Annotated in this window: 11 protein-coding genes; 2 read left to right on the forward strand and 9 right to left on the reverse strand. The window is 75.2% G+C overall.

Annotated elements, in window-relative coordinates:
* Positions 1 to 18 precede the first annotated feature (18 nt).
* Both uca and OG335_RS08935 read left to right on the forward strand, forming a co-directional pair.
* Positions 19 to 3,591, forward strand: a complete 3,573-nt coding sequence (gene uca, locus OG335_RS08930; RefSeq protein ID WP_405010498.1) for an urea carboxylase — start codon at positions 19 to 21, stop codon at positions 3,589 to 3,591.
* Positions 3,588 to 5,240, forward strand: coding sequence for an allophanate hydrolase (locus OG335_RS08935; RefSeq protein WP_405010499.1), 1,653 nt, complete (start codon positions 3,588 to 3,590; stop codon positions 5,238 to 5,240). Before uca ends, OG335_RS08935 begins: the two co-directional genes overlap by 4 nt.
* Positions 5,241 to 5,346: 106 nt before the next feature.
* Here OG335_RS08935 and tatC read toward each other — a convergent pair whose 3' ends face one another.
* The 9 genes from tatC to OG335_RS08980 form a co-directional block, all read right to left on the reverse strand.
* On the reverse strand, positions 5,347 to 6,237 hold the full coding sequence (gene tatC, locus OG335_RS08940; RefSeq protein WP_405015339.1) for a twin-arginine translocase subunit TatC: 891 nt from the start codon (positions 6,235 to 6,237) through the stop codon (positions 5,347 to 5,349).
* 115 nt (positions 6,238 to 6,352) lie between these two features.
* Entirely contained in the window at positions 6,353 to 6,631 is a 279-nt protein-coding gene (gene tatA, locus OG335_RS08945) for a Sec-independent protein translocase subunit TatA (protein WP_405010500.1), read from the reverse strand.
* A 137-nt stretch (positions 6,632 to 6,768) separates the two neighbouring features.
* A complete protein-coding gene (locus tag OG335_RS08950) occupies positions 6,769 to 6,933 on the reverse strand; it encodes a hypothetical protein (RefSeq protein ID WP_405010501.1) in 165 nt (54 codons plus the stop codon).
* 50 nt (positions 6,934 to 6,983) lie between these two features.
* Positions 6,984 to 7,214 carry a hypothetical protein gene (locus OG335_RS08955; RefSeq protein WP_405010502.1) on the reverse strand — a complete coding sequence of 77 codons (231 nt, stop codon included), beginning with the start codon at positions 7,212 to 7,214 and terminating at the stop codon, positions 6,984 to 6,986.
* 3 nt (positions 7,215 to 7,217) lie between these two features.
* Positions 7,218 to 8,174, reverse strand: coding sequence for a helix-turn-helix transcriptional regulator (locus tag OG335_RS08960; protein WP_405010503.1), 957 nt, complete (start codon positions 8,172 to 8,174; stop codon positions 7,218 to 7,220).
* Positions 8,171 to 9,145 carry a helix-turn-helix transcriptional regulator gene (locus tag OG335_RS08965; RefSeq protein ID WP_405010504.1) on the reverse strand — a complete coding sequence of 325 codons (975 nt, stop codon included), beginning with the start codon at positions 9,143 to 9,145 and terminating at the stop codon, positions 8,171 to 8,173. Before OG335_RS08965 ends, OG335_RS08960 begins: the two co-directional genes overlap by 4 nt.
* 168 nt (positions 9,146 to 9,313) lie before the next feature.
* On the reverse strand, positions 9,314 to 9,685 hold the full coding sequence (locus OG335_RS08970; RefSeq protein WP_405010505.1) for an FKBP-type peptidyl-prolyl cis-trans isomerase: 372 nt from the start codon (positions 9,683 to 9,685) through the stop codon (positions 9,314 to 9,316).
* A 140-nt stretch (positions 9,686 to 9,825) separates the two neighbouring features.
* Entirely contained in the window at positions 9,826 to 11,118 is a 1,293-nt protein-coding gene (locus OG335_RS08975) for an FKBP-type peptidyl-prolyl cis-trans isomerase (protein ID WP_405010506.1), read from the reverse strand.
* Positions 11,119 to 11,257: 139 nt separating this feature from the next.
* Complete coding sequence (locus OG335_RS08980) at positions 11,258 to 12,253, reverse strand: FKBP-type peptidyl-prolyl cis-trans isomerase (RefSeq protein WP_405010507.1); 996 nt, start codon at positions 12,251 to 12,253, stop codon at positions 11,258 to 11,260.
* Between the last annotated feature and the right edge of the window lie 82 nt (positions 12,254 to 12,335).

The raw sequence follows: 12,335 nt of genomic DNA on the forward strand, positions 1-12,335 counted from the left end.
CAGGAGAGCAGAGCCGCCATGAGCTTCGACACCCTGCTGATCGCCAACCGCGGCGAGATCGCCGCCCGGATCATCCGCACCGCCCGGCGGATGGGCCTCGCCACCGTCGCGGTGTTCTCCGACCCGGACCGCGCCGCCCCGCACGTCCGGCTCGCCGACCACGCGGTGCGGCTCGGCCCGGCCGCCGCGAAGGACAGCTACCTGCGCACCGACCTCGTGCTGCAGGCCGCCCTCGACACCGGGGCCGGAGCCGTCCACCCCGGCTACGGCTTCCTCTCCGAGGACGCCGCCTTCGCCCGCCGGGTCGAGGCCGCCGGGCTCGCCTTCGTCGGCCCCACCCCCGCGCAGCTGGAGGTGTTCGGGGCCAAGCACACCGCCCGCGCCGCCGCCGAGGCCGCCGGTGTGCCGCTGCTGCCCGGCACCGGACTGCTGCCCGACCTGGCGACGGCCCTCGACGCGGCCGGGGCGACCGGCTACCCGGTGATGCTCAAGGCGACCGGCGGAGGCGGCGGCATCGGCATGCAGGCCTGCCACGGCCCCGCCGACCTCGCCGACGCCTGGGAGCGCGTCCAGCGCGTCGCGGCGGCCAGCTTCTCCACCGCCGGCGTCTTCCTGGAGCGCCTGGTCGAGCGGGCCCGCCACGTCGAGGTGCAGGTGTTCGGCGACGGCACCGGCCGCGTCGTCACCCTCGGCGACCGCGACTGCTCGCTGCAGCGCCGCAACCAGAAGGTGCTGGAGGAGGCCCCGGCGCCCGGCCTGCCCGACCGGGTCCGCAAGCAGCTCGCCGAGTCCGCCCGCGGCCTGTGCGCCTCGGTCGCGTACCGCTCGGCCGGCACCGTCGAGTACGTCTACGACGCCGCCCGCGAGGAGGCGTACTTCCTGGAGGTCAACACCCGCCTGCAGGTCGAGCACCCGGTCACCGAGGCCGTGTACGGCGTCGACCTGGTCGAGTGGATGCTCCGGCTCGCCCAGGGCGACACCGCGGCCGTCCGCGAGGTCGGCCCGCCGGACGGCCACGCCGTCGAGGCCCGGGTGTACGCGGAGGACCCGAGCCGCGACCACCGGCCCAGCGCCGGCCTGCTGACCGAGGTGTCCTTCCCCGCGGACGTCCGCGTCGACGCCTGGGTGGAGACCGGCACCGAGGTCACCACCGCCTACGACCCGATGCTCGCCAAGGTGATCGTGCACGGCACCGACCGCGCCGACGCCCTCGCCCGGCTCACCGACGCCCTGGACACCACCCGGATCCACGGCATCGAGACCAACCTCGGCCTGCTGCGCGCCATCCCCGCCGTCCCCGCGGTGCAGGGCGCCGTCCACCACACCGGCACGCTCGCCCACGTCACCGACCCCACCCCGCGGATCGAGGTCGTCCGCGGCGGCACCCAGACGACCGTCCAGGACTGGCCGGGCCGCACCGGCTACTGGCACGTCGGCGTGCCCCCGTGCGGCCCGATGGACGACCTCTCCTTCCGGCTCGGCAACCGGGCGCTCGGCAACCCGGAGGGCGCCCCCGGCCTGGAGTGCACCCTGCAGGGCCCGGCCCTGCGCTTCACCGCGCCGGCCTGGGTGTGCGTCAGCGGCGCGCCCGCGCCGGTCACCGTCGACGGCGTGCCCGTGCCGCAGTGGGAGCCCGTCCTGGTGCCCGCCGGCGGTCTGCTCGACATCGCCGCGCCGCCCGGGCCCGGCCTGCGCACCTACCTGCTGCTCGCGGGCGGCCTGGAGGTGCCGGAGTTCCTCGGCAGCGCGTCGACCTTCACCCTCGGCGGCTTCGGCGGGCACGGCGGGCGGGCGCTGCGCGTCGGCGACGTCCTGCACGGCGGCACCGGCCCGCTCGGCGAGGGTGCCGGTCCGGCCGCCGACCGGCCGCCGTTCACCGCCGACTGGGAGATCGCCGCGGTCGAGGGTCCGCACGCCGCACCGGAGTTCTTCACCCCGCAGGACGTCGAGGAGTTCTACGCCGCCGACTGGTCCGTGCACTTCAACAGCGCCCGGACGGGCGTGCGGCTGGTCGGCCCCAAGCCGGTCTGGGCCCGCCCGGACGGCGGCGAGGCCGGCCTGCACCCGTCCAACATCCACGACACCCCGTACTCCGTCGGCGCCGTCGACTACACCGGCGACATGCCCGTGCTGCTCGGCCCGGACGGCCCCTCGCTCGGCGGCTTCGTCTGCCCCGCCACCGTCGTCACCGGGCAGCGCTGGAAGCTCGGGCAGCTGCGCCCCGGCGACCGCGTCCGGTTCGTGCCGGTCACCGAGCAGGCCGCCGCCGACCTGCGCCGCAGCCCCACCGCGGTGCCGATCCCCTCGCGCCCGGCGGTGCTCGACGGCGGCATCCTGGCCGCGCTCCCGGCGACCGCGGACCGGCCGAGCGTCACCTACCGGCGCAGCGGCGACGACAACCTGCTCGTCGAGTACGGGCCGATGCAGCTCGACCTGGCCCTGCGGATGCGGGTCCACGCGCTCGCCGAACGGCTCGCCGCCGAGCGGCCCGCGGGCGTCACCGACCTGACCCCGGGCATCCGCTCGCTGCAGGTGCACGTCGACCCGGACCTCCTGCCGGTCGGCGAACTCCTCGCCCTGGTGCAGGAGATCGAGCGGGCGCTGCCCGCCACCGACCGGCTGGCGGTGCCCAGCCGCACCGTGCACCTGCCGCTCTCCTGGGACGACCCGGCGACCCGCGAGGCGATCGAGCGGTACATCGCGGGCGTGCGGGACGACGCGCCGTGGTGCCCGTGGAACATCGAGTTCATCCGCCGGATCAACGGCCTGGCCTCGGTCGACGACGTGTACCGCACGGTCTTCGACGCCGAGTACCTCGTGCTCGGCCTGGGCGACGTCTACCTGGGCGCGCCGGTCGCCACACCGCTCGACCCGCGGCACCGGCTGGTCACCACCAAGTACAACCCGGCCCGCACCTGGACGGCCGAGAACTCGGTCGGCATCGGCGGCGCGTACCTCTGCGTGTACGGCATGGAGGGCCCGGGCGGCTACCAGTTCGTCGGCCGCACCGTGCAGATGTGGTCGGGCTGGCAGCAGCGCGGCCCGTTCGAGCCGGGCGCGCCGTGGCTGCTGCGCTTCTTCGACCGGATCAAGTGGTACCCGGTGGGTGCGGAGGAACTCCTCGAACTGCGGGCCGACATGGCCGCCGGGCGGTTCCACCCCCGGATCGAGGAGGGCGAGTTCGCGCTCGCCGACCACCTGCGCTTCCTCGCGGACGAGGCCGGGCCGATCGAGGAGTTCCGGGCCGTCCAGGCGGCGGCGTTCGCCGCCGAGCGCCAGGCTTGGGAGGAGGCGGGCGAGTTCGACCGCGCCGAGCTGGCCGCGGGCACGGCGCCGGTCGCACCGCGCACCGTGACGGCCCCGCCGGGTGGTGCGGTCGTGGAGGCCGAGTTCACCGCCTGCGTGTGGAAGGTCGACGTCGCACCCGGCGAACGCGTCGGCAAGGGACAGCAGTTGATGGCACTGGAGGCGATGAAGATGGAGTCACCCGTCACGGCCGACCGCGACGGCGTGGTGGCCGAGCTGCTCGTCGGCCCCGGCGACCAGGTGCAGGCGGGCAGCCCGCTCGTGGTGCTGGGGGCGATCGCGTGAGCGCCGTCGACCGCGTCCGCCGGGCGTACGCGCGGATCGCCGCCGTCGACCGCCCCGAGGTGTGGATCGACCTGCGGCCGCAGGCGGAGGCGGAGGCGGAGGCCGCGCTGGTCGACGCCCGCACCGCCGCGGGCGAGCACCTGCCGCTGGCGGGCACCGTCACCGCCGTGAAGGGGAACATCGACGTCGCCGGCCTCCCCACCACGGCCGGCTGCCCCGACTACGCGTACCTCCCGGAGCACGACGCCCCCGCCGTCGCCCGCCTGCGGGCGGCCGGCACGGTGGTCCTCGGCACCACCAACCTCGACCAGTTCGCGACCGGCCTGGTCGGCACCCGCAGCCCGTACGGCGCGGTGCGCGGCTCGGCCGACCCGGCCCGGATCTCCGGCGGATCGAGCTCCGGCTCGGCGGTCGCGGTCGCCCTCGGCCTGGCCGACCTGGCGCTCGGCACGGACACCGCGGGCTCCGGCCGGGTGCCGGCCGCGCTGAACGGCATCGTGGGCCTCAAGGGCGCCCCCGGCCGGGTGCCGGCCGACGGCGTCGTGCCGGCCTGCCGCAGCCTCGACTGCGTCTCCGTCCTCGCCCGCACGGTCGGCGAGGCCGAGGACGCGTTCCGGCTGCTCGCCGACCCGGCCGTCGTACCGGCCCGGGCCCCGGGCCCGTGGCGGATCGCCGTACCGGCCCCCGGCGCGCTCGGGGAGCTCGCCGCGGGCTGGGCGGAGGCGTACGAGGCGGCCGCGGACCGGCTCGCCGCCGCCGGGGCGGAGCTGCGCCCCGTCGACCTCGCGCCCTTCGACGCGGCGGCGGCGATGCTGTATGCGGGGGCGTTCGTCGCCGAGCGGTACGCGGCCGTCGGCGCGTTCGTCGACAAGGGCGGCCCGGGCCTCGACCCGGTGGTGCGCGGCATCGTCACGGCCGCGCGCGACGTGCCCGCGCACCGGCTGTACGACGACCTCGCCGAGCTGGCCCGGCTGCGCGAGCGGGCGACGGCCGCCCTCGGCGACGCGGACGCCCTGCTGCTGCCCACCACCACCGCCCACCCCACGCTCGCCGAGGTCGCCGCCGACCCGGTGGGCGTCAACACCCGGCTCGGCCGGTTCACCAACTCGGCGAACCTGCTCGGCCTGTGCGCCCTCGCGGTGCCCGCGGGCACGGTCGCCGGGCTGCCCTTCGGCGTGATGCTGGTCGGCCCCGCGCACACCGAGGAGCGCCTCGGGGCCGTCGCCCGGCTGCTCGCCGACCGGCCCGTACCGCTGGCCGTCTTCGGCGCCCACCTCACCGGGCAGCCGCTGAACGGGCAGCTGACCGCGCTCGGCGGCCGGTTCCTGGCCGAGGTCGGCACGGCCGAGGCCTACCGTCTCCACGCCCTCGGCACCGTGCCGCCGAAGCCCGGGCTGGTCCGCACCGCCGAGGGCGGGCGGACGGTCCGCGGCGAGCTGTGGGAGCTGCCCGCGGCCGGCCTCGGCACCCTGCTGGCGGGCCTGCCCCGGCCGATGGCGCTCGGCAGCGTCGAGCTGTCCGACGGCCGGCTGGTGCCCGGCTTCCTGTGCGAACCGGCCGCCCTGGACGGTGCGGAGGACATCACCGCGGCGGGCGGCTGGGCGGCCCACCTGGCGCAGCGGGCGGGCGGCGCCACCGGGCCGTCCTGAGCCCTGCGGCACCCCGGCCCTGACCCGGCCCGGGCCCGTGACGCGCCGGAGCCCCGGCCTGCCGAATGCGGCGGGCCGGGGCTCCGGCGTACGGAGGGGGCGCGGGTCAGGTGATGTCGTCCATCTGCTCGCGGCGGGCGGCGGGCACCGGGGCGGGCGCCTCCGGCGCGGCGGACGCCTCGACGGCCTCCGCCCCCGCGACCCCCTCGACGGTGAGGTCGACGTGCGAGGCCTCCTCGTCGTCGAGGCCGGCGTCGGGGTTGCGGCGGGCCCGGCGGCGGTCGTTCATGATCGCGATGCCGGCGGCGAGGAAATAGAGCGCCCAGATCGGCGCGGCCAGGGCCAGCATGCTGAGCGGGTCGGCGCTGGGGGTGGCGAACGCGGCGAAGACGGTGATGCCCATGACCATGGCGCGCCACCAGCCCAGCAGCCGCTTGCCGCTGAGCACGCCGATGAAGTTGAGCATCACCAGGAACAGCGGCAGTTCGAAGGCGCAGCCGAAGACCAGCACCATCCGGGTCACGACGTCGAGGTAGTCCTCGGCGGGCATGATCGGCACGGCGCCGGTCGGGGTGAAGGAGATCAGCATCTCGGCGGTAGCCGGGAGGATCAGGTAGGCCAGGGCCGCGCCCGCCAGGAAGAGCGGGATGCCCGCGGCGAGGAAGCCCAGCGTGTACTTCCGCTCGTGCCTGTGCAGGCCGGGCGAGACGAACGACCACAGCTGGTAGAGCCAGACCGGCAGCGCGGCGACAACGCCGGCGGTGAGGCTGACCTTGAGCGCCAGGGTGAACGGCGTGAGCAGGCCGATCGTGGAGACCAGCGCGCAGCGCTCGCCCTTGGGGTTCAGGCCGTCGCCGCCGCAGGCGGGCAGCGGGTCGAGCAGGAAGTCGGTGAGTTCCCGGTGGAAGAACGCCGCGGCGATCGTGGTGACCACAATGGCCAGGACCGACCAGACCACGCGGTTGCGGAGCTCGCGCAGGTGGTCGGCGAGCGCCATCCGGCCCTCGGGGTCCTTGGGCGGCTTCGGCGCCTTGGAAGACTTGCTCAAGCCCGGTCCTCAACTCGTACGACGGAGCCCGCCGGTCGGCGGACCCCCGGTGGCCTGTGCCGGCTCAGCCCTTCGGGGCCGTGCCGTGGTCTGCGGTGGCGACCGGCCGGGCGGAGCCGGCTCCGGGTGCCGCCTTGATCGTCCTGGCGGCGGGTGCCGCCTCCGGGCGGGCCTGCGGGGCGCCCGTGCCGTCCGTGCCGTCCGTCCGCAGTGCCCTGGCCTCGCTGCGCAGGATGCGCAGGGTCCGGCCGAGCGCCCGCGCGGCGTCGGGCAGCCGCTTCGCCCCGAAGAGCAGCACCGCGAGGACCACGACCACCAGGATCGCCGTCGGCGAGATGCGCATCTGCGACCACCTTCCTCCGCGGGGCCGGTCGGCCCCGTTCCGGGCGATGGTAGCCGCTGCCCGTCACGCCCCGGCAACCGCCGTCCGGGTAGGGCCCCGGCCGTACCGCGGGGCCTGTCACGAGGGTACCCGGCGGCTCAGCGGCGCGGGAGGTGCCCGGCCGCCGACGCCAGGGCGCGGGAGGCGGTGTCGACCTCGCGGGCGAGCGTCCGCACGTCCGCCCAGAGCCGGCAGGCGAGGACGCCCAGGACGAGCAGGCCGGCGGTGGCCAGCAGGACGGCGGCGGTGAGGGTCCACGACATGGGCCGACCCTACCCGGCCGGAGTCCGCGCGCCGGCCGTGCCCGCCGCGGTCAGCCCTCCACCGGCAGCAGCCGCATGGTGCTGACCCCGGCGGCGGTCATCGCCTGGACGATCTTCTCCCCGGCAGGCTTGCGCACGGAGGCGCCGCACTCGGGACAGACGAAGCCGTAGAAGGTGCGTTCCGGGGTGGGGCCGAGGGCCAGCCGGAAGTCCTCCGCCGGGACCTCGACCTTCTCCCGGCACTGCGAGCAGTAGACCTGGAACCTGGTGCCGTGCGCCACCGGTCAGGACCGCCCGTCCGGGTAGCCGCCGAGGGCGGCGAGGGCGGCCTCGCGGGCCTGGCCGGCGAGGTCGGGCGGGGAGACGATCCGGCCGTCGCGGCCGAGCCGCAGGGCGAGCGGGCGCAGTCCGGACGGGTCCGCGCTGCGCAGGGTGATGCGCAGTCCGCCGTCGGGCAGTTCCTCGGCCTTGTCGTGGGTGTAGTACTCGGCGACCCAGCGTCCGCCGGGGCCGACCTCGACGACGACCTCGGGGTCGTCCGCGGCCGGGTTGACGAGGCCGGCGGAGAGGTCGCGGGGCTCCAGCCGGGGCGGGTCGGCGGGCTCGTCGAGCACGCGGAGTTCGGCGACCCGGTCGAGGCGGAAGATCCGGCGGTCCTCGGAGGTGCGGCACCAGCCTTCGAGGTAGGTGTGGCCCTCGGCGACGAGGCGGATCGGGTCGACCTCGCGCTCGGTCATGCCGCCGCGCCCGTGCGACCAGTAGCGCAGCCAGAGGCGGCGGCCCTCGGTGAGCGCGCGGTCGATGTCGGCGAAGACCTGGCCCTCGGCCTCGAAGGTGACGCCGATGCGGGCGCTCGACTCGGCGCTCTCCCCCGCGGCGTCCTCGATCTTGGTGACGGCGCGGGTCAGGGCCTCGCGGTCGCGGCGGCGCAGGCCGGGCAGGCCGGCGACGGCGCGGGCGGCGACGAGCAGGGCGGTGGCCTCGTCGGCGGCGAGGCGCAGCGGCTGGGCGACGTCGTCGACGTTGTGCCACCAGATGCGGTCGCCGTCGGTGTCGATGTCGAGGAGGTCGCCGCCGCGGAAGCTGGTGCCGCACATCGGCAGCACGTTGAGGTCGCCGATGAGTTCGCGCTCGGTGATGCCGAAGGCGCGGGCCACCTCGGCGACCTCGGCGCCGGGCCGCTCGCGGAGGTAGGTGACCAGCGAGAGCATCCGCCGGGTCTGGTCGATCGCGTTGCTCATGCCCCCACCTCGTTGAGTCCGGCCACCGCGCGGAGCCGGTCGATGACGTCCGCCCGCAGGTCGTCCGGTCCGAGGACGACGACGTCGGGCCCGAACTCGGCGAGGTCGGCGCCGAGCCCGTTGCCGTACGGGATCTCGAGTTCGTCCCACTGCTCGTCGACGCGGCTGCTGGCGACGGCCTTGGCGCGGAGCGGGAAGGCCGCGCCGCGGCGCAGCCGGACGGTGGCGGTGGTGGTGGCGCCCTCGCCGGCGAAGCGGGCGACGGTGGCCCGGACGTCGACGTGCTCGGGGATGTCGCCGGTGAAGCCGCCCGCGCGGGAGCGCACCTTGCCGGTGATCCGGCTGAGGCGGAAGACGCGGGCGCTGCCGCGGTCGCGGTCGAAGCCGGCGAGGTACCAGTGGCCGCGCCAGCACTCCAGGGCCCACGGCTCGACGGAGCGCTGCTCGGGGCCTGCGGCCCCGGCCTTGCGGTAGTCGAAGGTGACGGGGCGCCGGTCGCGGGCGGCGACGAGGAGCGGCTCGAAGGCGGCCTCGCGGGCCGGGATGCGGGGCTGGAGGGCGCTGTGCTCGGCGTCCTCGGCGAAGGGCACGCCGGCCGCGCGGAGCTTCTGCAGGGCCCCGCTGGCGGCGCCCGACATCTTGGCCTGCTGCCACACCCGGGCGACCAGGGTGAGGGCGGCGGCCTCCTCGGCGTCGAGGGCGATCTCCGGCAGGCGGTTGCGGTCGCGGCGGGCGAGGTAGCCGATCTCGCCGTCGATCGCGTTCTCGTCGACGTCGATGACGAGGCCGAGCTCGCGGAGGTCGTCCTTGTCGCGCTCGAACATGCGGTTGAACGCGTCCTCGCTGCCCTGCTGCCAGGCCTCGCGGTAGGCCTCGACGGATTCGCGCAGCTCCTTCTTGGAGAGCGGCCGTCTGGTGTTCATCAGACAGAGCGCGAGGTTCATCAAGCGCTCCGCCTTGGCGATCGCCATCGCTGGCCTTCCTGTCCGTGGTGACCGGCGCTTTCGTGATCCGGCGGACCCGACCGTACCGGTCCGGACACGCGCGGCGAAAGCCGAGTCCGGGTTCGGCGGCGGGCAGGGCCGGAAACGGCGCCGGGCCGCACCCCGCGGAGGGGTGCGGCCCGGCGTGCGGCGGTGTCAGACGCCGAGCAGGTCGACCACGAAGATCAGGGTCGAGCCGGCGGGGATCAGCGGGCTCGGCGACTGGTTGCCGTAGGCCAGGTGCGGCGGGATGACCAGCTCGCGGCGGCCGCCGACCTTCATGCCCTGGACACCCTGGTCCCAGCCCTTGATGACTCGGCCGGCGCCGAGCGGGAAGCTGAAGGTGCTGCCGCGGTTCCACGAGGCGTCGAACTCCTCGCCGGACGCGAAGGTGACACCCACGTAGTGGACCTGGACGGTCGCGCCGGCCTTGGCCTCGGCACCGTCGCCGACCACGATGTCGCGGATCTGCAGCTCCACCGGCGGCTCGCCGCCCGGGAATTCGATCTCCGGCTTGGTAAGGCTCACAACAGACTCATCTCGTTCGTCGGTACGGACACGACGGGGCGGCGGGGCACCCCTGCGGTCCACCGTACGGCGCTCCGCCTCCCGTCACGGCCATCCGGCCCGGAACGACGTGTCGTCCGGGCCGGGCGGCCTGCCGGCACCTAGTCCTGGGACCCGATGCCGGCATCCAGGATGTCGATCACGAAGACGAGTGTCGAATTGGCGGGGATGTCGCCCTGCGCCTGGTCCTTGTAGCCCAGCGACGCGGGGATGACGAGCTCGATCCGGCTGCCGATGGTCTGGCCGGTGACGCCCTTGTCCCAGCCCTCGATGACGCCGCCGCCACCGGTGACGAAGGAGAAGGCCTGGCCGCGGTCGAGCGAGGAGTCGAACTTCTTGCCGTCCTTGTACAGCGCGCCGGTGTACTGGACGAGGACCTTCTCGCCGGACTCGATCTTGCGGCCCTTGCCCTGGATGAGGACGTGCGACTTCAGCTCGGTCGGGTCGGCCGCGCCCTTGACGGGCGTGATGGTCGCCGGCTTCTTGCCGTTGTCGGTGACCTTCGGCATGTCGGCCGGCGGCGGGGTGACGGTGCCGCTGACCACCGCGTCGGGGGCGGTGGCGCCGCGGACGTCGATGACGAACACCAGGGTGTCCTTCGGGCCGACGCCCATCCCGGTGTTGCCGGCGGAGCCGAACGCGGCGGCGGGCGGCGCGACGACCAGCAGGCGGCTGCCCGCCTTGTGGCCGGCCACGGCCTGGTCGAGGGCCGGGATGAGCTTGCCCAGGCCGGCCTGGAAGAGCTGCGGCTTGCCGGAGGCGTACGAGTCCTCCAGGTCCTTGCCGGTGCCCCAGTTCTTGGCGGAGAAGTCCGCGGTGACCCAGGTGTTCTTCTCGACCTTGACGCCGTCGCCGGCCTTGATCTCCTTCACCACGAAGGTGCCGTCGGCGGCCTCCTTGGGCAGGGTGATCGTTGCCTTGGTGCCGAAGTCGCCGGCGACCGTCGGCAGCACCTTGGCGCTGTCCTTGATCGCCGGGACCGGCGCCTCGGTGGGCGTCGGCGAGGCGCTCGCGACGGAGTCCGGGGTGGCCGCGGCGGACGGCGAGTCGTCCTTGTTCACCATGTACAGCGTGATGCCGCTGCCGACGATGAGGACGGCCAGCACGGTGCCCAGGATGACGCCGAGGCGGCCCACGCCGGGCGGGTCCTCGTCGTAGCCGGCCTCCGAGAGGTCCTTGCGGCGCACGGTCGACGCGAAGACCTGCGGCTCGTCGTCCTCCGGGGTCCCGGCGGGCCGGGCCGGGGTCTGGCCCCAGCCGGCCTGCTGCTTCAGGATCGCGGGCGGGACGACGATCGACTCGCCGTCGCCGGGCAGCGGGCCGCCGGGCCGTGCGGCCGCCGGGTCGCCCGCGGCGGTACCGGTCTCGCCCGGGCTCGACGCTTTCTCAGTCATGACTCCCCATCCATCTCGCCGTGCCATGCCCTCGCCGGACCTGACCCCGCCTGCCACAGTGCGGAAAACGGCAGCAGTATGTCAGGTCCGGATGAGGACGGGCCCTCCGGTGCACGATCCGTCCGCCGGGAGGGCGGCGTCAGACCGCCTCCAGGATGTCGATCACGAACACCAGGGTGGCGTCGGCGGGCACCGGCCCGCTGGACTGGTTGCCGTAGCCGAGGGCGGGCGGCACCACGAGCATGACCCGGCTGCCGACGGTCTGGCCGACGAGCCCCTGGTCCCAGCCCTTGATGAGGCTGCCCGTGCCGACCTGCAGGGCCTGCGCGCCGCCGTGCTCGAAGGAGGAGTCGAACTGCTTGCCGTCGGACCACAGCACGCCCGTGTACTGCACCAGCAGCTGCTGGCCGGACTGCACCTCCTTGCCGTCGCCCTTGATCAGCACGTAGGTCTGCAGCTCGGTCGGCGGGGCCTGGCCGGCGGGGATGGTGATCGTCGGCGCCTGCTTGCCGTTGTCCTTCACCTGGGGCGCCGTGGCGGGCGGCGCGGTGACGTCGCCGGAGACCGTCGAGTCCGGCGGGACGACGTCCACGATGTCCAGCACGAAGACCACGGTGTCCTGCGAGCCGACCCCGGCGGAGGTGTTGCCGGCGGTGCCGAAACCGGCCGCGGGCGGCGCCACGACGAGCAGCCGGCTGCCGGCCTTCTTGCCGACGACCGACTGGTCGAAGGCGGGCACCAGCTGCCCGCTGCCGGCCTGGTAGAGCTGGGGCTTGCCGCCGGAGTCGTAGGAGCTGGAGACGTCCTTGCCGGTCGTCCAGTCCTTGGCGGTGTAGTTGACGGTCACCCAGTCGCCCTTGGCGACGGTGGCCCCGTCGCCCTCGTGGACGGTGGCGACGACGAACTCGCCGCCGGGCTTCTCCGCCGGGATCTCGATGACGGCCTTCGAGCCGACCTCCCCGGAGACCTTGGGCATCGGGTCGGCCGACTCGACCGGGCTCGGCACCGCCGTCGCGGACGCGGAAGCCGAGGGCGAGCCGCCGGCGGAGCCGGACGAGCCGCTGCTGCAGCCGGACAGCACCACGACGAGCAGGGCGGCTAGGGGCACGGCCGGCAGTCCGGCGAATCGACGCATGGCCGCCAGCGTATGGCCCGGGTCCGCCCCCGCCGGGGAGGCTCACGCAAGGCAAAAGGGCGGTGCCCGGACGGACCGTCCG

The sequence above is a fragment of the Kitasatospora sp. NBC_01539 genome, assembly GCF_045040525.1.
Taxonomy (GTDB): Bacteria; Actinomycetota; Actinomycetes; order Streptomycetales; family Streptomycetaceae; genus Kitasatospora.